The 23,795-nt window shown below is 70.3% G+C and carries 22 protein-coding genes and 1 pseudogene; 9 read left to right on the top strand and 14 right to left on the bottom strand.

The window, feature by feature from the left end:
- Nucleotides 1–100: 100 nt before the first annotated feature.
- From AXA68_RS11200 to AXA68_RS11190, 3 genes are all read right to left on the bottom strand, one after another.
- The gene (locus AXA68_RS11200; RefSeq protein ID WP_198530083.1) at nt 101–445 is read right to left on the bottom strand and encodes a hypothetical protein; all 345 of its coding nucleotides are present in this window, start codon (nt 443–445) and stop codon (nt 101–103) included.
- Nucleotides 446–534: 89 nt separating this feature from the next.
- Complete coding sequence (locus AXA68_RS11195) at nt 535–1,053, bottom strand: DUF7342 family protein (RefSeq protein WP_066416706.1); 519 nt, start codon at nt 1,051–1,053, stop codon at nt 535–537.
- Nucleotides 1,054–1,150: 97 nt separating this feature from the next.
- Entirely contained in the window at nt 1,151–1,945 is a 795-nt protein-coding gene (locus AXA68_RS11190; protein WP_080505239.1) for a DUF2797 domain-containing protein, read from the bottom strand.
- 116 nt (nt 1,946–2,061) lie between these two features.
- Between AXA68_RS11190 and AXA68_RS11185 the strand changes: the two genes are divergently transcribed.
- Nucleotides 2,062–2,421, top strand: coding sequence for a MarR family transcriptional regulator (locus tag AXA68_RS11185; RefSeq protein WP_066416703.1), 360 nt, complete (start codon nt 2,062–2,064; stop codon nt 2,419–2,421).
- Nucleotides 2,422–2,462: 41 nt separating this feature from the next.
- Entirely contained in the window at nt 2,463–2,759 is a 297-nt protein-coding gene (locus AXA68_RS17595; protein ID WP_394326472.1) for a hypothetical protein, read from the top strand.
- A gap of 72 nt (nt 2,760–2,831) precedes the next feature.
- Here AXA68_RS17595 and menD read toward each other — a convergent pair whose 3' ends face one another.
- The gene (gene menD, locus AXA68_RS11175; RefSeq protein WP_066416700.1) at nt 2,832–4,676 is read right to left on the bottom strand and encodes a 2-succinyl-5-enolpyruvyl-6-hydroxy-3-cyclohexene-1-carboxylic-acid synthase; all 1,845 of its coding nucleotides are present in this window, start codon (nt 4,674–4,676) and stop codon (nt 2,832–2,834) included.
- A gap of 137 nt (nt 4,677–4,813) precedes the next feature.
- Between menD and AXA68_RS11170 the strand changes: the two genes are divergently transcribed.
- The gene (locus tag AXA68_RS11170; RefSeq protein ID WP_066416698.1) at nt 4,814–5,500 is read left to right on the top strand and encodes a nucleotide exchange factor GrpE; all 687 of its coding nucleotides are present in this window, start codon (nt 4,814–4,816) and stop codon (nt 5,498–5,500) included.
- A 12-nt stretch (nt 5,501–5,512) separates the two neighbouring features.
- Here AXA68_RS11170 and surE read toward each other — a convergent pair whose 3' ends face one another.
- The gene (gene surE / locus AXA68_RS11165) at nt 5,513–6,310 is read right to left on the bottom strand and encodes a 5'/3'-nucleotidase SurE (protein WP_066416696.1); all 798 of its coding nucleotides are present in this window, start codon (nt 6,308–6,310) and stop codon (nt 5,513–5,515) included.
- Nucleotides 6,311–6,434: 124 nt separating this feature from the next.
- Here surE and AXA68_RS11160 point away from each other — a divergent pair, with 124 nt between their 5' ends.
- Nucleotides 6,435–6,779, top strand: coding sequence for a DUF5798 family protein (locus AXA68_RS11160; RefSeq protein ID WP_066416693.1), 345 nt, complete (start codon nt 6,435–6,437; stop codon nt 6,777–6,779).
- On the opposite strand, the gene AXA68_RS11155 is transcribed toward AXA68_RS11160, so the two are convergent.
- Both AXA68_RS11155 and purD read right to left on the bottom strand, forming a co-directional pair.
- The gene (locus AXA68_RS11155) at nt 6,776–7,324 is read right to left on the bottom strand and encodes an acyltransferase (RefSeq protein ID WP_066418561.1); all 549 of its coding nucleotides are present in this window, start codon (nt 7,322–7,324) and stop codon (nt 6,776–6,778) included. The genes AXA68_RS11160 and AXA68_RS11155 overlap by 4 nt on opposite strands.
- Before the next feature lie 319 nt (nt 7,325–7,643).
- Nucleotides 7,644–8,927 (bottom strand): phosphoribosylamine--glycine ligase, encoded by a 1,284-nt coding sequence (purD, locus tag AXA68_RS11150; RefSeq protein ID WP_066416691.1) that lies wholly within the window; start codon nt 8,925–8,927, stop codon nt 7,644–7,646.
- A 154-nt stretch (nt 8,928–9,081) separates the two neighbouring features.
- Between purD and AXA68_RS11145 the strand changes: the two genes are divergently transcribed.
- Both AXA68_RS11145 and AXA68_RS11140 read left to right on the top strand, forming a co-directional pair.
- Nucleotides 9,082–11,277 carry a thioredoxin domain-containing protein gene (locus AXA68_RS11145; protein ID WP_066416689.1) on the top strand — a complete coding sequence of 732 codons (2,196 nt, stop codon included), beginning with the start codon at nt 9,082–9,084 and terminating at the stop codon, nt 11,275–11,277.
- 84 nt (nt 11,278–11,361) lie between these two features.
- Nucleotides 11,362–12,444 (top strand): geranylgeranyl reductase family protein, encoded by a 1,083-nt coding sequence (locus tag AXA68_RS11140; protein WP_066416679.1) that lies wholly within the window; start codon nt 11,362–11,364, stop codon nt 12,442–12,444.
- Nucleotides 12,445–12,471: 27 nt separating this feature from the next.
- On the opposite strand, the gene AXA68_RS11135 is transcribed toward AXA68_RS11140, so the two are convergent.
- Nucleotides 12,472–12,927: a TRAM domain-containing protein gene (locus AXA68_RS11135; RefSeq protein ID WP_066416672.1), complete on the bottom strand. Its 456-nt coding sequence runs from the start codon at nt 12,925–12,927 to the stop codon at nt 12,472–12,474.
- Between the two features lie 186 nt (nt 12,928–13,113).
- On the opposite strand from AXA68_RS11135, the gene AXA68_RS11130 reads away from it, so the two are divergent.
- Nucleotides 13,114–14,352, top strand: a complete 1,239-nt coding sequence (locus tag AXA68_RS11130) for a mandelate racemase/muconate lactonizing enzyme family protein (protein WP_066416670.1) — start codon at nt 13,114–13,116, stop codon at nt 14,350–14,352.
- Between the two features lie 177 nt (nt 14,353–14,529).
- Here the strand turns inward: AXA68_RS11130 and AXA68_RS11125 are convergent, their stop codons facing one another.
- Nucleotides 14,530–15,303: a PHP domain-containing protein gene (locus AXA68_RS11125; RefSeq protein WP_066416668.1), complete on the bottom strand. Its 774-nt coding sequence runs from the start codon at nt 15,301–15,303 to the stop codon at nt 14,530–14,532.
- Between the two features lie 129 nt (nt 15,304–15,432).
- Here AXA68_RS11125 and AXA68_RS11120 point away from each other — a divergent pair, with 129 nt between their 5' ends.
- On the top strand, nt 15,433–16,425 hold the full coding sequence (locus AXA68_RS11120; protein ID WP_066416665.1) for an acetamidase/formamidase family protein: 993 nt from the start codon (nt 15,433–15,435) through the stop codon (nt 16,423–16,425).
- A gap of 61 nt (nt 16,426–16,486) precedes the next feature.
- On the opposite strand, the gene AXA68_RS11115 is transcribed toward AXA68_RS11120, so the two are convergent.
- The 3 genes from AXA68_RS11115 to AXA68_RS11105 form a co-directional block, all read right to left on the bottom strand.
- Nucleotides 16,487–17,659, bottom strand: coding sequence for an MFS transporter (locus AXA68_RS11115; RefSeq protein ID WP_066418559.1), 1,173 nt, complete (start codon nt 17,657–17,659; stop codon nt 16,487–16,489).
- A 136-nt stretch (nt 17,660–17,795) separates the two neighbouring features.
- Nucleotides 17,796–18,467, bottom strand: coding sequence for a hypothetical protein (locus AXA68_RS11110; RefSeq protein ID WP_066416658.1), 672 nt, complete (start codon nt 18,465–18,467; stop codon nt 17,796–17,798).
- Nucleotides 18,457–19,638 carry a DUF3179 domain-containing protein gene (locus AXA68_RS11105; RefSeq protein WP_066416656.1) on the bottom strand — a complete coding sequence of 394 codons (1,182 nt, stop codon included), beginning with the start codon at nt 19,636–19,638 and terminating at the stop codon, nt 18,457–18,459. Before AXA68_RS11105 ends, AXA68_RS11110 begins: the two co-directional genes overlap by 11 nt.
- A gap of 107 nt (nt 19,639–19,745) precedes the next feature.
- Between AXA68_RS11105 and AXA68_RS11100 the strand changes: the two genes are divergently transcribed.
- Nucleotides 19,746–20,456: a hypothetical protein gene (locus tag AXA68_RS11100; protein ID WP_232745105.1), complete on the top strand. Its 711-nt coding sequence runs from the start codon at nt 19,746–19,748 to the stop codon at nt 20,454–20,456.
- A gap of 15 nt (nt 20,457–20,471) precedes the next feature.
- Here the strand turns inward: AXA68_RS11100 and AXA68_RS11095 are convergent, their stop codons facing one another.
- Both AXA68_RS11095 and AXA68_RS11090 read right to left on the bottom strand, forming a co-directional pair.
- Complete coding sequence (locus AXA68_RS11095; protein ID WP_066416654.1) at nt 20,472–21,386, bottom strand: PLP-dependent cysteine synthase family protein; 915 nt, start codon at nt 21,384–21,386, stop codon at nt 20,472–20,474.
- Nucleotides 21,387–21,481: 95 nt separating this feature from the next.
- Nucleotides 21,482–23,769, bottom strand: a pseudogene (locus tag AXA68_RS11090) (nitric-oxide reductase large subunit).
- Nucleotides 23,770–23,795: the final 26 nt, after the last annotated feature.

The raw sequence follows: 23,795 nt of genomic DNA, 5'->3' as shown, positions 1-23,795 counted from the left end.
CGAGGCTGGGGAGGTGTGAGGTGCGGGGCGGAGTCGTGCGGGACAGAAGTCCGAGGGGACCGCTCCGGCCGCCCTGCCGGGTGTAGGGAGCCCGTGTCCATTATCGTCGTTCCCACAGCGTCTCGATACGTTCCTCGAGGCGATCCGCGACGAGACGACACACGTCTCGATGGTCGTCCGGCCACTGCGCGTCCCGCGCCTCGGGCGTCGCCGCGTCCGGGGGCGGATGGTAGTGGCTCCGCGTGTTGTGTACGTTCGGGTGGCGGTCCCACCGACACTCCCACGTCCCGTCTCGTCGGTCCTCCCGGTAGTGAACGGAGAAGTCGTCGTTGCGATACCAGCGGATCTCGATGCGAGCCGAGGCGTCGCTCGGGTAGTACTCGTCGGAGAGGTCGATCCGGAGATGGCTGTTTCCGTCCTCCACGATCTCCGCGGATTCGGTCAGCCGACTCCCGGAAAACCGGGATCGGATCCGTGCCAAGACGGATCGGTCTATCGGTGCGGGGCTCGCCCCGTCGTCGGCCGGCACCATCGTTAGCCGTGTGACGGAGCCGTCGAGCCGGCGACCTTTCGCCGGGCGCGTTCGTGGAGGCGACGCTCCTCGATGGCGGTGGCCCACTCGCCGAGGTCCGCGTACACGTCGTCGATCCGTCCCGCGTCGAACGCGAGGACGTCGACGGCGGCGGGCGAATCAGCGTCGTATTCGTCGCGAAACGCCTCGATCCGGTCCGTCAACTCCGAGACGCCGGACTGTAGCTCGTCGAGGGTGCGTTCCCGCGCCAGCGTGTTCACCCGTCGCCACTCGAAGTAGTCGTCGTTGCGTTCGTACCGGACCGGCCGACCCTCGTGGCGGACGACGATGCCGAGGTCGGCATAAAAGGAGAGATGCGTCCGCGCCGACTCCGCCGAACAGTCCGCCCGGTCGGCGATCTCGGCGGCCGTCATCGGCTCGCGCGCGTGAAGTACCGCTCCGTACACGCGCTGTTTCGTGTCCTCGCCCTCGAACGGTTTATCGAACGGAGGCGGACCGTCGCGACGAGGGTCGTCCATCACGTCCGTCCAAACGACGTTCGAGCAAATATGTCTTTCTATGACTGAAATATATTGTCTATCTCCGGCAATGAGCGCGTCCGAACTCGCCGGCCTCGAGTCATCCGCCGAACGCGCCCAGACTCGACTGGAGGTCGCGATCGGGTACCTCCTCGGTCAACTCGTATCCCACCAGCGACCGGGCGTCGACCGCGTACGTCGACCCGTTTCGGTCGAGCACCAGCACCCGCCCCTTCCAGCCGCGGACCGTCCCCGCCGCCATCGTCTCCGCGACCGGTCGGTCCGCGAGGTCGAGCCCGTACTCGAAGTCGAACCGATCGATCGGGTCGAACCGCTCGACCAAGGCCTCCCACGCCGCGGCGTCGACGTCCCGGCCGAAGCCGTCGAGCTTCGTCGGCACCCGGACGCGATCGACCAGGTCCGGTCCGCTTGCGAGCTCGGCCTCGACCTCGCGGGCGACCCGGCCGTCGGGGAACGTCCGGACGTGGGCCGCCCGGTCGGCCCCCTGCTCGCGGAGGCGCGTCTCGAGCCGCCACAGCCGGGTGACGCCCACCTTGAACGTGTCGGGCGCGAACGCCGCGAGGTACATGGCGTGCTCCTCGTGGCAGTCCATCTCGTCCTTGAGACACGTCCCGGTACACCGCGCGCACACCCAGACGCTCGAGTGTGCGTCACAGTAGGGGGCCGCGTCGGCGTCGCAGGGGACGTGACCCCCGTCGTGGACCGTCCCGGCACACCGACGGTCGCCGAGTCCGAAGGAGAGGTCCGTGCCGGGGGCCGCCTCGACGAACTCCACGTCGTCGCCGTCGGCGACGTAGAGCCCGCCGCCGGCCGCGCCGCTTCCGGACTTCCCCTCGTCACCGACTTCGTCCGCCTCGTACCCGACGACTTGCACGGTCGAGATAGGGGAGTCGGCGACTAATAACGTTCGCACCGATGGGACGAAACTCGCTCTCGACCAACTAACAAACGTCCCAAACAACTATTCTTCAACGGTACCAACACCCGTTCATGTCGAGCGGTACCATCGACATCGACGAGTTCGAGGACGCGGACGACGACGAGTTCGAGGAGCGGAACGACACCGAGCGGATCGTGTCGTTCCTCGACGAGAACGACGACCGCGCGTGGAAGGCGGCGACGATAGCCGAACGGCTTGGATTGGACACCGACGCGGTCAGCGCGATCCTCTCGCGGCTGAAGGAACGGGAGCTGGTGCGACACAAGCGTCCGTATTGGGCGATCACGGACGACGAGGATCGGCTTCGAGCCGCGTACCGGCTTCATCGCCACCACGAGACTGCGGACGAACAATACAGTGAGGAACGTCTCGAGGAGCTTCGGACCGACGACATGGAGAAGGTGCGGTGACCACGTTTGACCAACTGGAACGCGGCGACATCGTCTGAGGGATCGATCCGCTTTCCGATAAGGGTCGCCCGATGCTCGTTTTGGGAGCGCCTCGACTCCCTAGCCACGGTCTACAGCTCGTCACGGTCCTGATATCGACGAAGTCCTACCACGACGAGTCACTCACGCTTCGAGACGACGACTACGAGGGCGATCCGCTCGGGAGGCGAAGTCACGTCCTTCCGTGGTCGCTCGCGACCCTCAACAGCGCTACCGAGGTGGAATTCCGCATGACTTCTCTCACCGATGAACGCATCGAGGACGTAGCGACACGTACGATCGGGTATATATCCGTCTGAGCGGGTTCTGCCGTCGTCAGCGGTCCAGAGAACCCACACTCGCTGGATCTCCTCGGATCATTCGCATCCAGTTCACTCGCCGTGAACCGCGCGCTCGACGGCCGCCGCCAGCCGCTCGCGCGTCCGGTGGCTCGACTCGGCGTCGGTCCGCACCTCGATCAGGTGGGAGCCGTCCGCGTCGCGCGCGCGGCGGTACGCTTTGGCGAGTGCGCCGGTCGGGTCAGTCGTCGCCGATTCGGACCCGTCGCCCGATCCCTCACCCGATCCGGGCCAGGCGTCGATCCGGGCGTACTCGAGCCCGTGGAGGTCGGCCATCGGCTCGAACTCGATCCCGTGTGGCGTCTTGAACTCGGACGTGAAGGGCGGGTCGAACGACTCGATCGGGAGCGCGTGGAAGATCCCGCCGCCGTCGTTGTTGACGAGCACGACCGTGACCTCGACGTCGCACCGGTCGATCGCGAGCAGGCCGTTCGTGTCGTGATACAGCGCGAGGTCGCCGACGACGAGCGTGAGGTCGTCGGTCGTCGCGGAGCCCGCGCCGAGCGCGCTCGAGACGATCCCGTCGATCCCGGAGACGCCGCGGTTGCCGAGGACCGTGAGGTTCGTCGTCGACGGCGGGACGAACCGGTCGAGGTCGCGGACCGGCATCGAGTTGGAGACGAACAGCGTCGACGGATCCGGGACCTCCTCGGCGACGACGCGGAGCACGTCGCCCTCGTGGAACCCGCCAGGGGCCTCCGGGTCGTCGCCGTCGGCGTCGAAATTCCCCCGGTGGAACTCGCGGGCGACCCGGTCCGCCGCCTCCCACCGCTCGCGCCAGTCCGGATCCCCGCCGCCGGCGACGAGCCGCGAGAGGCGGGCACAGAGGCGGTTCGGCTCGGCGACGACGAGGTCGGTCGCCGCGAACTCGGCCTCGCGCCACCGTCCCGCGGGGTCGACCGCGTACTGGTCCGCGCCGGTGTCGGCGAGGTACTTCCGGAGCCGCTTCGACGTAGGGGACGCGCCGAGCCGGACCACGACCTCAGGGTCGGTCCAGTCGTCGTCGCCCGCGACCGCCGCCGAGAGGTACGCGTCGTAGGCCCCGATCACCGGCGCGACCCGCGTGTGTCCGCCGAACCGGAGTCCCGAGAGCGGGTCGGCGAGGATCGGGTACCCCGTGGCGTGGGACAGCGCCGTGACCGCCTCCGGATCGAGCCCCGGCGGGTCGGCGGGTCCGGCCACGATCAGCCCGCGGTGCGTGGAACACGCCTCGGCGAGCGCCCGGAGCGCCGTCTCCTCCGGCTCCGGCGACCCCGGGGTCACGTCGACGTACGGCCCCTCGCGACCCGCCTCCGCGACCGGGTCGAGGTCGTCGGGGACATCGCCCTCGACCGGCGTGGGTTCGAGCGGCTTCGCGAACGGGACGTTCAGGTGGACGGGGCCGGCGTCCGCGCCCTCCGCGGCCGCCACCGCGCGGGCGACCGTGGTCCGGAGCGAGCGGAGCGCGCGGGCGTTCGCCGCCGGCTCGGGGAGGTCCTTGTAGAGGCGGACCGCGTCGCCGTACAGCTTCTCCTGGTCGGCGGTCTGGTTGGCCCCGGAGTCGCGGAGTTCCGGCGGCCGGTCGGCGGTGAGCGCTAAAAGCGGCACCCGGGCGTTGTCCGCCTCCATCACCGCGGGGTGGTAGTTGGCGGCGGCGGTGCCGGAGGTACAGACGAGCGGTGTCACGCGGCCCGTCCGGCGCGCGCGGCCCAGAGCAAAGTAGGCGGCGGAGCGCTCGTCGAGCTGTGAGAACAGGTGGAGATCCTCGTGGCGCGCGGCGGCGACCGTCAGCGGCGTCGAGCGGCTGCCGGGCGAGACGACGACGGCGTCCACGCCCGCGGCGACGAGTTCGTCGATCATCGCCCGCGCCCACAGCGTGTTCCGGTTCGGTGCGGTCATCACCGACCGTAGGCCACGCCGGAATAAGTAACCCGGCAGGTCGCGGTCGGTCGAACCGAAGAACTCGCGTGCCGGCCGAACCCCTCGATCGACCGCGTTCTACAACGCTTATACACGCCCACGGCCTCCGATCGGACATGAGCGACGACGACGCCGTCGAGGTCGGATCACAGAGGGAACCCGACGCGACAGCCGAGGACGCCGGCGACGCGGCCGATGCGGCCGATGCGGCCGACACGGCCGAGACCGCCGATGCGGCCGAGACCGCCGACGCGACGGCCGCCGACGCCACGGACGGGAGCGACGCGGACGAGCCAACCCTCGCCGACCGCGTCGCCGAACACGACGAGGCGCTCGCCGAGGAGGTGGCCGATCTGGAGTCCGAACTCGACGAGAAACGCGAGGAGATCGACGAGCTGACGAGCAAGCTCGCGCGCGTCCGCGCCGACTTCAGCAACTACAAACAGCGGGCCAAACGCAAGCGCGAGGAGATCCGCGAGCGGGCCTCCGAGTCGCTCGTCGAGCGGATCGCGCCGGTCAGAAACGACCTCGTCCGGGCGCTCGACCAAGAGGACGGCAGCGACATCCGCCCGGGCGTTGAGTCGACCCTCGAGAAGTTCGACGAGGTGCTCGCCGACGAGGGCGTCGAACCGATCGAGCCGGAGCCCGGCGAGGAGGTCGACCCGGCGCGTCACCAGGTCATGCTCCGCGTCGACAGCGACCAACCCGACGGCACCGTCCACGAGGTGTACGAGCCCGGCTACGAGATGGGCGACCGCGTCATTAGCGAGGCGCAGGTGACGGTCAGCGACGGCGGCGAGTGACGAGCGCCCCGATCAGTCCCTCGAGTCGCGACCGCCGTACCGCTCGGCGAGCCCGTCGAGCGCGCCGTTCGCCGCGACGCCGTGCGGAACGGTGAGCGGCGAGACCGACACCTCCCCGTCGACCACGGCCCGGCGGTCGGTGCCGACGGAGTCCGGCACGTCCGTCTCGGTCATCCGTCCCCAGATCGGGTCGTCGAAGGTGACCTCGCCGTTTCCGTCGTGTTCGGCGGTCATACCGTACCAGTCGGACGGACGCGTGATCCGCATCGGTGCCGGATCGCCCTCCGCGATCGGCGCGTTCACGTTCAGGTAGTCGACCTCCTCGAACACGCCGGCGTCGAACGCGTTGTCGAGGAGGTACCGCGTGGCGCGGGCGGCGTGATCGAACTCTCCCGCCTCCAGCTCGCGCCGCCACCAGTCCTCGTCGCCCGGAACGTACATCGACGTCGCCACCGCCGGGACGCCGAAGAACGCGGCCTCCACCGCGGCCGAGACGGTGCCCGAGCGACCGAGGACGTACGACCCGAGGTTCGCGCCCTCGTTACAGCCGGCGACGACGCAGTCCGCGTCGGGGACGAGTTCGTCCAGCCCCGCGACGACGCAGTCGACGGGCGTCCCGTCGACCGCGTAGCCGAGCTCGTGTTCCGAGACCGTCACGCCGTCCGAGAGCGCCCGACCGACCGACGAGCGGTCGCCGGTCGGAGCCACCGTCACCACGTCGTACTCGTCGTCGAGCGCGTCGTGGACGGCTCTCAGACCGACGGCGTCGATGCCGTCGTCGTTCGTCAACAGGATCCGGTCGGCGCTCACATCGATCCCTGGCCGGGTTCGGAGAAAAGTCCATCGTCGATCCGGGAGATCAGCGGGGTCCTCCGGCCCGATCCACTCCGCGACGAACGGAAAAACACAGGTAGCGCCGGGACGACGCACCGGTATGGGATTCGGCGACACGGCGAAGAAGATCCAGACGCTCGCCGACAGGGCGGAGCGAACGTACCAGAAGATCAACGAACTCCGGACGGAGGTCGAAGAGACGCAGACGACGGTGCTCGACACCTCGGAGCGCGTCCAGGCGCTCGAAAACGAGATGGCCGAACAGCGGGCGGTCCTGGACGCCGTCGCGGAGGAGGTTGGCGTCGATCTCGACGCGGTGAGCACCGAGGCGCACATCGTCGAGGCGGAGGACGGGGCCGGAGAGACGGGGGAGAAAACGGACGGAAACGAACCGGCCGACGGCGGGGCCGACGACGCGGACGGCGTCGGGAGCGGGGACGCCTAGGAGGCCGTCGACCCGCCCGGTTTCGCGTTCGCGTCGTCCTCGCCGCCCGCGCTGGAAACGACTTCGGCGGGCACGCCCGCCACCGTCGTCCGCGGCGGGACGTCCTCGGCCACGAGCGAGTTGGCGGCGACGCGCGCGCCCTCCCCGACCGTGACGCCCGGAAGGACGATCGCGCCCGCGCCGATCATCGCGCCGTCTCCGATCACCACGTCTCCGAGACGGTACTCGTCCCGGAGGAACTCGTGACACAACAGCGTGGCGTCGTAGCCGACGATCGCGTCGTTGCCGACGGTGATCCGCTCGGGCCAGAACACGTCGGGCGTCGACTCGAGTCCCCAGGAGACGCCCGCCCCGACCGTCACGCCGATCCACGAGAGCAGCCGGTTCTTGAGCCGAAGGCTCGGACAGACCCGCGCGAGGACGATCACGAGGTAGTTGCGCACGACGACGAGCGGCGACTTGGCGTCGGGCCACGACCACAGCGAGTTCCGAACCCCGCCGGTCCGGTGACGCTCCAGCCGGTCGGCGCGCGTCCCGCTCCCCAGCTTCCGGCCGTCGTCGTCACCCTCGGCCGAGTCGGCCCCGTCCGTCGTGTCCTCGTCGCTCACGCCCGTCCGTTCGCGGCGTGGGAGTAAAAGGCTCGCTTCCGGGGAGCGCCCGTCCGGATCGGCCGACCGCCGCGACCATGTCACCCCACCCCGAGACGCCGAGGGTTCAAACCGGATACCGCCACAGACCGCTCACGCCGAACCGACGGCTCACGGCAGGCCTGGACGGGTGCGCGGTCGACCGCCGTGAGGAGCGGAGACCGCCTGCTCGCCACTTCCGTTCCCGCCGGACGCGGATCCGTCCGCTCCGCACCGACTACTCCCGGAGCTCGGCCATGTGTTCGGTCCGTTTCTCGAGCAGTTCCGGCTTCCCGATGTCGTGACGGATCCGGACGCGGTCTCCCGCCGCCGACAGCGCCGCGTCCGCCTCGGCCTCCGCGGCCGCGATGGAGTCGCCGCGGCCGACGACCGCGAACGACCGCGACGTGGTCGTGTAGATCCCGTCCTCGCGCTCGTCGACGCTCGCGTAGTAGAGCAGCGCGTCGCCGACGCTCTCCTCGTCGACCGCGATCCGCGCGCCGCCGTCGGGGTCCGTCGGGTACCCGTCCGGAACGGCGTACTTACACACGGTCGCCTCCCCGGAGAACTCGAGTTCCGGCAGCGCGTCGCCGTCGCGGGCGGCGGTCAACACGTCGATGAACGGCGTCTCGAGGACCGGCAGCGTGTTCATCGCCTCCGGGTCGCCGAACCGCGCGTTGAACTCGACCACCTTCGGTCCCGTCGCGGTCAGCATGAACTGACCGTAGAGGACGCCCTTGTAGTCGGGGAGCGCGTCGACGACGGCGTCGAGCACGTCGAGCGCCGCCTCGTAGTCGCCGTCTTCCATGAACGGCAGCGAGGGTCCGGTGTCCGAGTACGAGCCCATTCCGCCAGTGTTCGGCCCCTCGTCGCCCTCGTAGGCGCGCTTGTGGTCCTGGACCGCCGGCGTCGCGCGGAACTCGCCGTCGGCGACGAACGCCTGGACGGTGAACTCCTCGCCGACCAGCCGCTCCTCGAGGACGACCCGGTCGTAGCCGGACTCCCGGAGGTACGTCTTCGCCTCCTCGGCGGTGACCTGGTCGCCGATCACCTTCACGCCCTTGCCGCCGGTGAGGCCGGCGGGCTTCACCGCGAGGTCGCCGTCGTACTCGTCGATGTACGCGCAGGCGGCGTCCATGTCGTCGAAGACCTCGAAGTCCGGACAGCCGGGCACGTCCGCCTCGCGCATGAACCGGCGCTGGTACGCCTTGTCCGTCTCCAGCCGCGCCTCCGCCTCCCGCGGGCCGAACGCGTACACGCCGGCGTCGTCCAGTGCGTCCGCAACGCCGGCCTCGAGCGCGGACTCCGGACCGATGACCGCGAGGTCCGCGTCCACCTCGGTCGCGAAGGCGGCGATCCCGTCCGCGTCGGTCTCCTCGACCGTCTCGAGGCCGTCCGCGAGCCGCCGGATGCCGGGGTTTCGGTTGCTCGCGCAGGCGTACAGCGAACAGTCGTCGGCGAGCGCTCGGGCGATGGCGTGTTCGCGCCCGCCGCCGCCGACTAAGAGCACGGTCTCCGTCATGCGCGACGGATACCCGCATCGTAGTGTAACTCTTTCCCTCTCGGTCGACCTATCGATCCACGTCCGTGGATCTTCCTGGCTCGCTCTCGGAGTCACGACGCCGGACCGCGCTCCGTGTAGCGGGGTTTTTCCGACGCGCGGGCCAATCCGGCCCATGTCACAGCCGACCGAACGGAACCGGCTCGACGGGGAGCCGAGCCCGTACCTCCAGCAGCACGCCGACAACCCGGTGAACTGGCAGCCGTGGGGCGAGGAGGCGTTCGAGCGCGCTCGCGAGCACGACGTGCCGGTGTTCGTCTCCATCGGCTACTCCGCGTGTCACTGGTGTCACGTCATGGAGGAGGAGAGCTTCGCCGACGAGGAGACGGCGGCGCTGCTCAACGAGTCGTTCGTCCCGATCAAGGTCGACCGCGAGGAGCGTCCCGACGTCGACAGCACCTTCATGACGGTCTCACAGCTCGTCACGGGCGGCGGCGGGTGGCCGCTGTCGGCGTGGTGTACCCCCGACGGCAAGCCGTTCTACGTCGGGACCTACTTCCCGCCGGAACCGCGGGGGAACCACCCCTCGTTCCCGGAGTTGTGTCGCCGGATCGCCGACTCGTGGAGCGACCCCGAGCAGCGCGAGGAGATGGAGCGCCGCGCCGAGCAGTGGACCGCGAGCGCGCGCGACGAACTCGAGTCCGTCCCCGACCCCTCGGGCGCGAGCGACCCGCCCGGTTCGGGACTCCTCGACGAGGCGGCCGCGACGGCGATGCGGAGCGTCGACGACGAGTACGGCGGCTTCGGCGCGAGCGGTCCGAAGTTCCCGATGCCGGGTCGCGTGGACCTCCTGATGCGGGCGGCCGCGCGGAGCGGCCGCGAGGAGCTCCTGCGCGCGGCGACGCGAACGCTCGACGGGATGGCCGCCGGCGGGATGTACGACCAGATCGGCGGGGGGTTCCACCGCTACGCGGTCGACCGCGAGTGGACGATCCCCCACTTCGAGAAGATGCTGTACGACAACGCGGAGCTACCCATGGTCTACCTCGACGGCTACCGGCTGACCGGCGATGTCGGCTACGCCCGGGTGGCCGCCGAGTCGCTGGCGTTCCTCGAGCGGGAGCTCCGCCATCCGGACGGGGGATTCTTCAGCACGCTCGACGCGCGCAGCCGGCAACCCCCGAGCCGCGCCGGCGACGACCCGGACGAGCGGGTCGAGGGCGCGTTCTACGCGTGGACGCCCGAGGAGGTCGACGCCGTCCTCGAGGAGCCGGCGGCGTCGATCGCGCGGGCCCGGTACGGGATCGAACCCGGCGGGAACTTCGAGCGCGGGACGACGGTGCCGACGCTCGCGGCCTCGATCGCGGAGCTGGCGGCGGAGTACGACCGATCCGAGGCCGAGATCGGGGAGATCCTCCTCGAATCCCGGACCGCCCTCTTCGAGGCTCGCGAGGAGCGTCCCCGACCCGCCCGCGACGAGAAGGTATTGGCGTCGTGGAACGGGCGAGCGATCTCGGCGTTCGCGGCCGCGGGGGACGTGTTGGGCGAGTCGTACGCCGACCTGGCCGCGGAGGCGCTCGCGTTCTGTCGGGACAGACTGTACGACGCCGAGGCGGGTCGGCTCGACCGCAGATGGCTCGACGGCGACGTGGCCGGACCGGGCTACCTCGACGACTACGCGTTCCTCGCGCGCGGCGCGTTCGACGTGTACTCCGCCACGGGCGACGTCGACGCGGTCGCGTTCGCGCTGGAGTTGGCCGAGGCGCTCGTCGACGACTTCTACGACCCGGACTCGGGGACGATCTACTTCACGCGCGATCCCGAGGGCGTTACATCGGCGGGGACGAGCGGAACGAACCCGGAGGGCGACGGGACGCTCTTCGCCCGGCCACAGGAGTTCGCGGACCGCTCGACCCCCTCGAGTCTCGGTGTCGCGGCGGAGACGCTCGCGGTCCTCGACGGGTTCCGGACCGACGACCGGTTCCGCGAGATCGCCGAGCGAGTGGTGGCCGTCCACGCCGACCGGATCCGTGCGAGTCCGCTCGAGCACGTCTCGCTGGTCCGCGCGGCCGAGCGCGTCGAGACCGGCGGGATCGAGGTGACGGTCGCGGCCGAGGAGATGCCGGCCGAGTGGCGGGAGACGCTCGCGGAGCGCTATCTCCCCGGTGCCGTCGTCGCGCGTCGCCCGCCGACCGACTCCGGACTCGACGAGTGGCTCGATCGGCTCGGCCTCGACGACGCGCCGCCGGTCTGGAGGGGCCGCGACGCCGACGGCGACGAGCCGACCGTCTACGTCTGTGAGGGGTTCACGTGTTCGCCGCCCGAGACCGACCTCGACGCGGCGCTCGAGTGGCTCGCGGACCGCGAGTGACTGACGACCTCCCGGGACGCGGCGGTCGACCGACCGGCGCTCGACGACGGCCCAATTAAATACGCGGGCGGCCTCGTCACGAGCATGTACGACTTCGTCGTCGTCGGTGCGGGACCGCCCGGTTCGCGGTTCGCCCGCCAGGCGGCCGAGGAGGGATACGACGTGGTCGCCTTCGAGAAGGGCGAGGTCGGCGAGCCGCTGGCCTGCTCCGGACACGTCTCGACCGACGTCTGGGAGTACGTCCCCGAGGCCGCGAGAGAGGAGCTGTTCCAGAACCGGATATTCGGCGCGCGCTTTCACGTCGGCGGGCCGGGATCGACGCCGTACCGGTTCTACAAGCGCGAGGAGGTCTCGAACGTCATCGATCGCGTCGGGCTCGACCGCGCGCTCGCCGACTGCGCCCGCGACGCGGGAGCGGAGGTCCGGGAGGGCCACACCGTCACCGGGATCGACGAGCGCGCGGACCGCGTCGTCGTCGAGGTCAGCGTCGCCGGCGGCGGCACCGAGACCGTCGAGGCGCGGATGGTCGCCGGCTGCGACGGGCCGACCTCCCGCGTGCGCCGCGAGGTCGGGATCGACGAGCCGGAGGAGCTCCTCCACGGCGTGCTCGCGTTCGACCCGGAACCGGACGACCGCGACTACGTCGACGTCCACCTCACCGCGCCGCGCTTCTTCGCGTGGCGGATCCCCCGCGGCGACGCCGGCGTCGAGTACGGGCTCGCCGCGCCCCCCGGCGAGGACGTGTCGGCCCGGTTCGACCGGCTGACCGAGGCGTACGGGGCCGACACCGAGCGCTTCTGTTCGGGGGCGATCCCGATCGGTCCGCCGGACTCGGTGACGACCGATCGCGTCCTCCTGATCGGCGACGCCGCCGCCCAGACGAAGCCGTTCACGGGCGGCGGGATCCTCTACGGGATGACCGCCGCGGATGTCGCCGCGGCGACCGTCGATCCCGCGGATCCGGGAACCCTCGCCGCCTACGAGGCGGGCTGGCGCGACGAGCTGGCGACCGAGATCCGGCTCGGGAAGCTGATCCGGGCGTGCTACTCGCTTCCCGAACCGATCCAGCATCTCGGGCTGCGGGCGCTCTCGGGCGAGATCGGCGTCCACATGGACCGCCCCTCGTCGTTCCTCTCGCGTGAACACCTCCGGCGGCTGTTCTCCTGATCCGCCGTCGCCGACGCCGGGAGAGCGCTACTCCCCGAGAACCGACGCGAACGAGACGTTCTCGCGGACGCTCGTGATCTCCACGGTGACCTCGTCGCCGAGTTCGGCGTCGGGAACGATGACGACGTAGCCTCGCTCGATCTTCGCGATGCCGTCGCCCTTGTCGCCGAGCGTCTCGATCGTCACGTCGCGGACCTCGCCCTCCTTGACCGGCGGCCCGGAGTCGGCCCGGCCGGCACCGCCTCCGCCGGCTCCGCCGCCCGACCGGGCGGCCCCGTTCGAACCCCGCGAGGTCCGGGTTCGATCCCCGTCGCCCGTGGCCCGTCCGTCGGGATCGATCATCGCGACTCGATACGTCTCTCCGGCGACCACGGCCCCGTGTTCGATCTCGCGTTTCGGCACCGACAGGACGTATCCCCCCTCGCCGTCCGCTTCGATCTCCGCGGTAAACAGGCAGGTGAGCGACTCGGTTACCTCGACCATACGACCCGTTCGAGGGGGAGTAAGGAAAACGCTCCCCCTTTCTCTCCGCGTTTTTCGCGTCGATCCGGTTCCCTTGCGCCGCCTTCGCCCTCCCGATTCGCTCGTTCTCTTCCCCTCCCCGCGGCCGAGCGCTCGTGTCGAGGACGGAGCATAAACGCTTACTGTGATCCGAATTAACGGCCCGACATGAGCAGGAACTACGAGTCGCTTCACGACCCGAACGCGGAGTACACGATGCGGGAGCTCTCCGCCGAGACGATGGACGCAACCCGCTCGCGCGGTGGCGACCGGGACCTCGAGATCACGGACGTCCAGACGACGATGGTCGACGGGAACTTCCCGTGGACGCTCGTGCGCGTCTACACCGACGCCGGCGTGGTCGGCACCGGCGAGGCGTACTGGGGCGCGGGCGTGCCCGAACTGATAGAGCGGATGAAGCCGTTCGTCGTCGGCGAGAACCCGCTCGACATCGACCGCCTCTACGAGCACCTCATCCAGAAGATGTCCGGCGAGGGCTCCGTCGAGGGCGTCACCGTCACGGCCATCTCCGGGATCGAGGTGGCGCTTCACGACGTCGCGGGCAAGGTCCTCGACGTGCCCGCCTACCAGCTGCTCGGCGGGAAGTACCGCGACCGGATGCGCGTCTACTGCGACTGTCACACGGAGGAGGAGGCGGACCCCGAGGCGTGTGCCGACGAGGCCGAACGCGTCGTCCACGAGCTCGGCTACGACGCGCTCAAGTTCGACCTCGACGTCCCGTCGGGACTCGAGAAGGACCGCGCAAACCGACACCTCCGTCCCGGCGAGATCCGTCACAAGGCGGAGATCGTCGAGAAGGTCACCGAACGCGTGAAAGACGAGGCCGACGTCGCCTTCGACTGTCACTGGACGTTCTCGGGCGGCTCCGCGAAGCGGCTGGCGGAGGCCATCAACGGGAACGACGTCTGGTGGCTCGAGGACCCCGTGCCGCCGGAGAACCTGGAGGTTCAAGAGGAGGTCACGAAGAGCACGTCGACCCCGATCGCGGTCGGCGAGAACCGCTACCGCGTCACCGAACTCCGCCGGCTCATCGAGAACCAGGCGGTCGACATCGTCGCGCCGGACCTGCCGAAGGTCGGCGGGATGCGCGAGACGCGGAAGATCGCGGACGTGGCGAACCAGTACTACGTGCCGGTCGCGATGCACAACGTCGCCTCACCGGTCGCGACGATGGCGGCGGCCCACGTCGGCGCGTCGATCCCGAACTCGCTCGCCGTCGAGTACCACTCCTACGAGCTCGGCTGGTGGGAGGACCTCGTCGAGGAGGACGTCATCGAGGACGGCTACATCGAGGTGCCGGAGGGGCCCGGTCTCGGTCTCACCCTGAACCTGGACGCCGTCGAGGAGCACATGGTCGAGGGCGAGGAGCTGTTCGACGAGGCGTAAGCCGAAGTCGAGCTCGGAAATCTTTGATTTCCGGTGTTCGACGAAGCATAGCTTCGTCGAGCCAGCAGCGCGAAGCGATGCGTCGTTCGACGAGGCGTAAGCCGAAGTCGAGCTCGATGGACGAGCGGAGCGAGTCTATCGGCGTTCGATCCGGCGTAGCTTCGCTCGGAGACGACCTCACCGAACGTCGATCTCGACCGGTTCGAGGCCGCGATCGTCCAGTTCCTCGCGGATCCCGGTCGCCCGCGGCTCGATCTCTTCCGGCTCGTGGCTGTCCGTTCCGACGGTCACCTCCACCCCGCGTTCGACGAGCGCGTCGAGGAACGCGGGTGCGGGGTGGAACTCCCCGTACTCGTCGAGCAGCCGGCCGGCGTTGATCTCCGGCACCGTCGGCGAGCGCTCGAAGGCGGCCGCGACCCGCTCGTAGTGGTCGGTCGTCGCGAACCCGCGGAGGTGCGGGTTCCGCTCGACTAGGTCGGGATGGGCGGCGATCGCGAACAGTTCGGAATCGATCAGCGCGACCAGCTTCTCGAAGTAGCGGTCGACGAGGTCGCGACGCTCCGCCTCCGACCGCTCCGCGAAGTACGAGCGGGTATGGACGTTGACGCCCTCGAGGTCGTGGACGCTCCCGACCGCATAGTCGAACCCCGTCTCCGCGAGGAACGTCCGGATGGCGTCCTCGTGGTCGGGGTGATAATCCATCTCGACCGCGTCGAAGACGGCGATTCCGGCGCGCTCGCGGGCGTCGTCGATCGCCTCCCGTCGGCGCTCGTAGGTCGCGTCGAGATTGAATCCGAGGAGTCGCTTCCGTCGTTCCGCGTTCTCGTCGGGGATCACGGAGCAGTGGTCGGCGATCCCGATCCCCTCCAGCCCGGCCGCCTCCGCCGACGAGACCATCCATTCGAGGAACGACCCGTCCGAGTACGTCGAGTGGACGTGGTAGTCGTACACGTCGGAGGTGAGGCGGCTGGGAACACGTACCTTGCGGTGGCGTCGGCGTCCCGCGAGAATCGACCCGTGCGGAGCGGAACCGGCCGGTCCGGTCGATTTTAAGTCGGCCGCCGATCATTTCGATAGTGTATGACACGCACGGACGGCGACGGCGGGAGCGAGAAGCGCGACTACACGATCGACTATCACCTCTCGGACGCCGAACGCAACGTCCACCGGTCCTGGGACAACTCGCTGGACCCGGTTCTGACCGTCTCCGACGGCGACGTGGTCCGGTTCGAGTGCCGCGACGCGGTCGACCGACAGCTCGACACGGAGTCGACCGCCGAGGACTTCGCGAACGTGAGCTTCGACCCGGTCCACCCGCTCACGGGCCCCGTCGCGGTCGAGGGCGCGGAACCCGGCGACGCCATCCAGGTCGACCTCCTCGACTTCCAACACAAGGGGTGGGGGTACACCGGGTTCATGCCGGGAGAGATGGGCCTCGGACTGTTACCCGAGGACTTCCCCGACGCCGACGTCCACGTCTGGGACCTCCAGGGCGACGTGGGCCACTTCGTGAACGGGATCGAGGTACCGCTCGACCCCTTCCCCGGCGTGATCGGGCTCGCGCCCGGCGAGGACGGCGAACACGACACGCTCCCGCCGCGCTCGGTGGGCGGGAACATGGACGTGAAACACATGACCGCGGGGTCGACCGTGTACCTCCCCGTCGAGGTCGCCGGCGGGCTCTTCTCGACGGCCGACTGTCACGCCGCGCAGGGCGACGGCGAGGTGTGCGTCACCGGCATCGAGGCCCCGATGTTCGTCACGGCGCGCTTCACGCTCAGGGAGGACCTGTCGATCGAGCAGCCGCAGTTCGAGACGACCGGCCCGTTCACGCCGACCGGACGCGACGAGCCCATGTACGGCACGACCGGGATCGCGGACGACCTGATGGAGGCGACGAAGAAGGCGACCCGCCACATGATCGACCACCTCGCCGAGCACCGCGGGCTCACGCGCGGGGAGGCGTACATCCTCTGTTCGGCCGCGATGGACCTGAAGGTGAGCGAGGTCGTTGACGCGCCCAACTGGACCGTCTCTGCGTACATCCCCGAGAGCATCTTCCCGGACGAGTAGGGAGGTCGAAGGCGACGGAGGTCGGAGGCGACGGAGGTCGGAGGCGGGTCTCCGGGCGGTCTCAGTAGCCGGTTCCGAGGAGCGCGTTCGCGGCGATCACGAGGAACGCGACGCCGAAGAGGCCGGCGAGGACGCCGAAGGAGACCGCCCAGCCGAACAGGTCAGCGGTGAGGCCGACGCCGACCGACCCCGCCGATCCGATGACGGTGTAGACGGTTCGGACGAGTCCGAAGCCGGCTCCCCGCTCGGTCTCGCTCATCGCGTCCATGAACCGCGGATCGATGGCGGAGAAGAAGCTCGATCCGAACCCCGCGAGCAGGACGGCGACCGCGAGGCCGACGTACCCGGGCAGCGCCACGAAGCCGGCCGCGCCGAGAGCACCCGAGAGCATCGCCATGCCGATCGCGCCGTCCCGGCCGGCCCGGTCCGAGAGCCGCCCGATGGCGACCTGCGCGCCAGCGCGGACGACGAAGAACGCGGAGAAGACGCCGCCCGCGAACGACGGCGAGTACCCCCGGAAGTCGACGAGGAACGTCGGGAGAAACGAGATGACGCCCTGCGTGACGTAGGTGCCGATCGTCGCGATCGCGAGCGGCAGGAGGACGCTCGGCCGCGAGAGGAGTTCGACGAGCGGCCCGAGCCGCAACCGGTCGCGCATCGGCTGGTCGGGGCGGCGCGGCTCGGTCGGCCGGATCCGCCAGGCGAAGACCGCGAAGATGGGGACGCCGACGAGCGCGGCGAGCGCCACGCCCGGCCGCCAGCCGTAGCGGACGCCGACCCACGCGGCGGCGACCGGCGCGACGAGCCCCGCCAGCGGGCCGCCGATCGAGTGGAGCCCCACCGCGGTGCCGAGGTCGTCGAACGTCCGCGACAAGAGCGTCGTCGCCACCGCGTAGTGGAGCCCGGCGACGAGCCCGAGGAGGAACGCGATCAGGACGAACGCGGGGAACACCGGCGCGAGCGCGAGCAGCAGGCTCGCGGCGGTCGTCCCGCCGACCGCGACGAGGATCACCCGGCGCTCGCCGAACCGGTCGGCGAGGATGCCGCTCGGGAACTGCGAGAGGCCGTACGCGAGCCACATCCCCGAGAGCGCCACGCCGACCGCGGTGTTCGAGACGTCGAAGTCGGCGGTGATGAACGGGACGACCGGGCTGATCGCCAGCCGGGCAAAGTACGTCACGAAGAAGGCGAGCATACACAGCGTCAGGACGGTGTGGCGGTACCGCCAGTTCACGCCGACCACCGTCGTCGAGTCCGTCGCTCCGACCGCTCGAGTGTGCGGTTCACGCTTCACCTTGGTGGTACCGAGACCCGATAATAAACCGTCGTCTACCGGCCGATTGAACCGTCGCCTGTCGCGTGAATCGCCGTCACTTGGTCGGATCGCCCGTCTGTCGGACCGCCTCGGGATCGACCCGGCTCCCGACCCAGAGCAGGGTGACGAGCAGGCTCGCCACCGCCAGCGGGAGGAACCACTGAAGGGCCGCGAGCAGCCCCGCCGACGCCTGAACGCCGATCACGAGCAGTATCGTCGGACCGCAACAGACGAAGCCGGAGACGAGTCCGGGCACCCCCGCGACCGCGCCGGCGCCGGCCCCGATCCGACACGCCGAGGGACCGCGCCAGGCGACGACCGAGACCGCGAGCGTGACGCCCACGAGCAGCGCGAGTCCGACCCCGATCGCGGCGTTGACCGGCGCGAACAGGTACTCCACGGGGCCCGCGGAAGCCAGCGCGATCGGCTCGTACTGAAACGGCGCGACCCGGCGGGTCGCGGTCGCGAGCGGGTCGCTCGCCACGAACAGATCGACGAGCGGGGTCGACCCGCCGCCGGCGCGCCGCCGGACCGCACTGCCGCTGCGCCGGCCGAGGTGTCCGAGGCCGACGCTGTAGAGGACGAAGTAGACGCCCCCGACGATCCCGAGCGTCGCCCGCCCGTCCCGGCGCGAGAGCGAGGCGCGGACCGCGAACGCGGTCCGGCGGACGAGCCCGGAGAGCCACGCGACCGGCGCTCGCGTCGGCGAGGCGGTCTCAGCGGCCATACCCGGCCCCGGTGTGCTCGCCGGCGAAGCCCGTGTCGGGATGAAAGCCCGCCCACGCGAACCACATCGCGTCGAACGCGAGGACCCGTTCGAGCGAGAGGTCGTCGGCGTCGACACCGCCCTCGCTCCCCACCGCGCCCCCGGCGTCGTTCCCCTCGACGCGGTAGCCGTCCCCGTCGGGCTCCACGGCCGCGCCCTCCGGGTTCAGGTACACGTACGCCGTCGACAGCGCCGGGTCCGCGACGGCGACCGCGGCCTCGCCGCTCGGCCGGAGCGTCCCCGAGAGAACCCGCTCCGCGAGCAGCGTCTCCTTGTCGAACGCGACCGCGCCGCCGGCGGTTCGCGCGCCGATCACGACCGACTTGGGGTGCCCCTCCTCGGGGTCCGAGAGCGCGGGGAACAGCGTCCCCTCGCTGGCGTAGTACCCGCCGAGAGGCGCGTAGAGCCCGTACGGATCGTTCTCGTACCGTCGGACGTATCCCGTGTCGTCGGTCAAGATCCGCGAGTCCGGGTGCGCCGCGCGCCACTCGCCGACGGTCGTCCAGACGACCCGGAACTCGCGGAGGGTCTCGCCGCGCATCGGGCCGTCGATCGCCGTGGCGAGCATCTGGGGCCACCAGCTCTCCGTCGCCCGGTCGTACATGATCAGGTTCGAGTTGACCAGCCGTCCGGAGACGCCGAAGGTGGTCTCGCCGCGCTCGAACCCCTGTGCGGTGCCGGTCAGCGGACAGTACGTCACGGCGACGCGGTCGCCGCCGACGGTGTCGTTGACGATCTCGTGGTGGACGAGCACGTGTTGGGGGTACGCCTTCGCCTCGCCGCCGCGGACGACGCCGAAGACGGGCGCGTCGGCGACGAGGCTCGTCTCCCCGATCGGGGCGAACGCGGGGTCGTCGATCGACGGGATCCCGTCCTGACCGACGCCCCCGCTCAGCGACTCCTCGAGCAGGGCGTCGAGGTCGTACGCCAGGTGACGGGAGCCGTCCGCGGTCGGCGGCCCGCGCCCTTCGCCCGGAGCGTCCCCCTCGGCGGAGCCGTCCCCCTCGGCGGCGTCGCCCTCGCCGTCCCGTTCCCCGACGGAGCCGACGATCCCCTCGTCCAGACAGCCCGCGAGTCCGGCGGCTCCGAGGGCGGCGAGGGACCCGATCGTCGAGCGACGCGTGCGTTCCATGACTCCCTCTCCGTTCCCGACCGAGTAAAGATCGAAGCGGCTATGCGAGCAATTCACACACCCGATCCGCCGACAGGGATATCTCCCGGCCGCGCCATACCGACGGTATGACTCGGCGTATGTCGGGGCTCGAAACCCCGACGAGGCGACGCTACCTTCGCGGCGTCGGCGGACTCGGGGGGCTCGGCTGCGTCGCGCTGGGCGGACTCGCCGGCTGCGTCGGTCGGCCGAGCGACGGTGGTGACGGGAGCAACGGTGGTGACGGGAGCGACGGCGACGGATCGGACGACCTTCCGGGCTCCGACGACGGCGACGACTCCGGCGGGACGCGGCCCTCGGGGACGGGCGGTCCGGGCGTCACGCTCGTCTCCGTCGACGACGACGTCGACCTCCCGATCGAGCCGTCCGTCGAGGTCGTCCGCGAGGCGGCCACGGAGGACCACCCGCCCCGCCTCCGGACGACGCTGTCGAACGCGGGCGAGGAGCCCGTCAGGGTCGGCGAGGGCCGAGCCGTTCACTTCGAGTACGTCGCCGACGACGACGGGTTCCTCGTGCTGCTCCCGGCGGACGGCGACTACCCCGCGGAGCCCGACTGCTGGCGGCTCGAGGAGGGGATCGCCACGACCGAGGAGTACCGGACGTTCGAGATCGGTGCCGGCGAGTCGAGCGAGCGCCCGGTCGACCTCTACGCCACGCCCGAGGCGGACGGCTGTCTCCCGGTCGGCGAGTACCGGTTCGAGACCACCCTCTCGGTCGTCGGGAGCGACGCGGAGCCGGAGTCGTCGGCGCGGTGGGGCTTTTCGATCCTGTTGGAGTGAGACTCGGACGGACCGTCAATCGAACGTCCCGGCGGTGAGGTAGCGCTCGCCGCTGTCCCAGAAGACGGTGACCACGAGCGGCTCCTCGCCCGCGTAGGCCCCGGACTCGCGGAGCTCCTCGGCGACGTCCTTCGCGGCGAGGTTCGACGCGCCGGAGGACTGCCCGACGAGGATCCCCTCCTCGCGCGCCAGTCGGCGACACTCGGCTTCGGCCGCCTCGAGGTCGACGACGTGGACGTCGTCGATCAGCTCGCGGTCGAGGTTCTCCGCGACGAAGCCGGGACCCATCCCCTGGAAGTCGTCGCCGGTCACCGCCTCGCCGGAGAGCACGGCGCTGCCGGCCGGCTCGACCGCGTCGATCCGCACCTCGGGGAACGCCTCGCGCAGGCGCCGGCCGATCCCCGAGAGCGTCCCGCCGGTGCCGACGCCGGCGACGAACGCGTCGACGGTGCGGTCGCCGACCTGCTCGAGCACCTCCGGACCGGTCGTCTCGTAGTGGGCCCGCGGGTTCGCGGGGTTCTCGAACTGGCGGAGCTGGACCATCCCCTCCTCGCGTTCGAGCTCGTCGGCGCGGGCCTTCGCCGCGGAGATGTCGCCGTCGACGACCTCGACGGTCGCGCCGTACGCCCGCATCAGTCGACGGCGCTCGACCGACTTCCCCTCGGGGATCACGAGCCTCACGTCGTACCCCTTCACCGCGCCGACCATCGCCATGCCGATGCCCGTGTTGCCCGAGGTGGGCTCGACGATGCCGTCTCCCGATTCGAGTTCGCCGTCCCGCTCCGCGGCCTCGATCATGTACAGCGCCGGGCGGTCCTTCGCGGAACCGCCCGGATTGCGCGACTCGACCTTCGCGGCGACCGTCGTTCCCGGCGGCGAATCCACTCGGACCAGCGGCGATCCGAGCCCCTCCAGGATGTCCTCGTCCATCGGATCGACGGAGACGCCGGCGACTCAAATGCCCGACGGACTGCGGCAAGCGACGGGGTCGGACCGGCCCGCCGACGGGAGCCGGCCGGGAGGCGTCAGTCGTCGTCGCCGACGATACCCTCCGCGACCGCCATGTCGTCGACCGCGGGGTCGTCCTCGGAGCGCCGGAGGACGAACCGCTTTCGGACCAGGTCGGCGGCGTAGATCGCGGTCCCCGCGATGATCAGCGTGTCGCCCGGCAGTCTGGCCCAGAACAGCGTCTGGACCAGCGGGCGCTCGTAGAACGCGAGGCTCCGGGCGGCCGCGTACCCCTCCGTGAACGCGACGTCGAGCTGGAGGAAGCCGACGGGGAGCACGGAGACGAACACCATGAGCGCGAGCCCGACGTTCCAACACCAGAACGACGCGCGGAGCCACGAGGGGTCCCAGCGGTCGGGGTCGATTGAGAGCTGGAGCATGTACGCGACCATCCCGAGCGCGAGGAAGCCGAACGCGCCGAACATCGCGGCGTGCGCGTGGCCCACGGTGAGGTAGGTCCCGTGCTCGTAGTAGTTGACGAGCGGGAGGTTGATGAAGAAGCCGAGCACGCCCGCGCCGACGAAGTTCCAGACCCCGCTGGCGACGATGAACATGAAGGGGATCGTATACGGGAAGCCCGCCTCGCCCATCGCCCGGTACTGGCCGATGGCCTCGTAGAGAATGAAGATCAGGGGAAGCAGCTCGAGCGTGGAGAAGACGCTGCCGATCGGCACCCAGTAGTCGGGCATCCCGATCCACCAGTAGTGGTGTGAGACGCCGATGACGCCGGTTCCCATCACCAGGAGCGCCTGGAGCATGACGGCCTTCTCGGCGCTGCGGCGCGTGAGGAGGTTCATCGACACCAGGGTGAGCCCGATGATCGCGACGATGAAGAACTCGAAGGCCCCTCGACCCACATGTGGACGACCCACCACCGCCAGAACTCCGTGACGGCGATGTTCGTCGTCGGCGTGAACATGAACCCGGCGACGAAGAGCAGGGTGATCGAGCCGCCGGCGTAGAGGATCATGTGCGCGAGCCCGTAGACCGGCTCGCGGTCGAGCAGCGGTTTCAGCCCGCGGACCGCGAGGACGGCCCACAGGAGGAAGCCGACGAGCAGGCCGCCCTGCCACACCTTCCCGACCTCGAGGTACTCGAGCCCCTCGTTGCCGAGCAGCCACCAGAGCTCGCCGGGGAGGTAGCCGTTCGCGCCGAGCCAGATCCCGCCCATGCCGCCGACCACGACGACGACGAGCGCGCCGAGCAGGACGTTCACGTACGTCCCCTGACGCTTCGGCTCGTGGCCGGTGAGAAGCGGCGGGAGGAAGAGCCCGGCGCCGAGCCACGTGGAGGCGATCCAGAGGATCCCCAGATCGATGTGCCACGTCTTCGCGATGGAGAAGGGGAGGAGCTGGAGGACGTGGACGCCGAGGATCCGCTCGATCCCGAAGAAGCCGGCTCGCTCGATGTAGAAGTGCGCCAGCAGACCGCCGAGGAGGACCTGCGCGAGGAACAGCCCGGCGGCCACGGGCACGAACCGGAGCGCGGCGCGCTGGCTCGGGAAGACGCTCACGTCGCCGGGTTCGGGAACCGCGATCCCCTCCGCGCTCGGTTCCGGGAGCTTCACCGACTTGTACAGCAGGATCGCCGCGCCGGCCGCGCCGACGAGAAGCACCATCGCGACGACGCTCCAGATCATCGCCGCGCCGGTGGCGTCGTTGCCGGCGGCGGGCGAGTAGGGCCACTCGTTGGTGTAGGAGTTGTCGCTTCCGGGGCGGTCGGTGTGGGAGAACCAGGCGGTCCAGAGCGCGAAGTCCGCGAACGACTCCGCCTCCGCCGAGGACTCGATCATCCCCTCCGGCACGCCGCGGGCGTGGTCGCCGTCGTGGTACCGGGCCACGTACGTCTCCCGCACCTGCTCGTGGGCGTACGCCTCCGCCGCGGAGTACTCGACGACCTCGCCGCCGTCGTGGGCTGCGTCGAGCTCCTCGCGGACGAGCGCGTCGACGCGCGCCCGGTCGCCCGAATCGAGTTCGTCGTACGCCGCGCCGTACTCGGCGTCGGCGTAGTACTCGCGCATGTGTTGGGCCTTCAGCTCCAGGGTCTCGGCGGTGTAGTCCTCGCCGTAGTAGGCCCCGTTGCCGAGGATCGACCCGTGGTTCATCAGTCCGTACTGCTGGAACGCCGCTTTGCCGTCCTGTATCCCCTCGTCGGTGACGACCGTCTCGCCGTCGGGACCGACCACCTCCTCGGGGATCGGCGGGGCCTCCTGGTAGGCGAACCACGCGCCGGCACCCATGACGACGAGGTTCAACAGGAACGCCGCGACGATGACTTTCGCGATGGTCTCGCGTGTGAGTCGCATACGGCCGGGGATCGTCTCCGCTCCGA

Origin of the sequence: Halorubrum aethiopicum (assembly GCF_001542905.1) — an archaeon.
GTDB lineage: Archaea > Halobacteriota > Halobacteria > Halobacteriales > Haloferacaceae > Halorubrum > Halorubrum aethiopicum.
Note: the sequence above shows the minus strand (reverse complement) of the source record. Positions and strands in the feature narration are given on the sequence as shown.

What these genes read in the sequence shown, in the direction of transcription:
- AXA68_RS11100 (WP_232745105.1), top strand. Translation starts at nt 19,746, where the DNA reads ATGACTCGGCGTATGTCGGGGCTCGAAACCCCGACGAGGCGACGCTAC.
- menD (WP_066416700.1), bottom strand. Translation starts at nt 4,676, where the DNA reads ATGACCGCACCGAACCGGAACACGCTGTGGGCGCGGGCGATGATCGAC.
- AXA68_RS11105 (WP_066416656.1), bottom strand. Translation starts at nt 19,638, where the DNA reads ATGGAACGCACGCGTCGCTCGACGATCGGGTCCCTCGCCGCCCTCGGA.
- AXA68_RS11145 (WP_066416689.1), top strand. Translation starts at nt 9,082, where the DNA reads ATGTCACAGCCGACCGAACGGAACCGGCTCGACGGGGAGCCGAGCCCG.
- AXA68_RS11135 (WP_066416672.1), bottom strand. Translation starts at nt 12,927, where the DNA reads ATGGTCGAGGTAACCGAGTCGCTCACCTGCCTGTTTACCGCGGAGATC.
- AXA68_RS11170 (WP_066416698.1), top strand. Translation starts at nt 4,814, where the DNA reads ATGAGCGACGACGACGCCGTCGAGGTCGGATCACAGAGGGAACCCGAC.
- purD (WP_066416691.1), bottom strand. Translation starts at nt 8,927, where the DNA reads ATGACGGAGACCGTGCTCTTAGTCGGCGGCGGCGGGCGCGAACACGCC.
- AXA68_RS11120 (WP_066416665.1), top strand. Translation starts at nt 15,433, where the DNA reads ATGACACGCACGGACGGCGACGGCGGGAGCGAGAAGCGCGACTACACG.
- AXA68_RS11095 (WP_066416654.1), bottom strand. Translation starts at nt 21,386, where the DNA reads ATGGACGAGGACATCCTGGAGGGGCTCGGATCGCCGCTGGTCCGAGTG.
- AXA68_RS11140 (WP_066416679.1), top strand. Translation starts at nt 11,362, where the DNA reads ATGTACGACTTCGTCGTCGTCGGTGCGGGACCGCCCGGTTCGCGGTTC.
- AXA68_RS11110 (WP_066416658.1), bottom strand. Translation starts at nt 18,467, where the DNA reads ATGGCCGCTGAGACCGCCTCGCCGACGCGAGCGCCGGTCGCGTGGCTC.
- AXA68_RS11130 (WP_066416670.1), top strand. Translation starts at nt 13,114, where the DNA reads ATGAGCAGGAACTACGAGTCGCTTCACGACCCGAACGCGGAGTACACG.
- AXA68_RS11160 (WP_066416693.1), top strand. Translation starts at nt 6,435, where the DNA reads ATGGGATTCGGCGACACGGCGAAGAAGATCCAGACGCTCGCCGACAGG.
- AXA68_RS11185 (WP_066416703.1), top strand. Translation starts at nt 2,062, where the DNA reads ATGTCGAGCGGTACCATCGACATCGACGAGTTCGAGGACGCGGACGAC.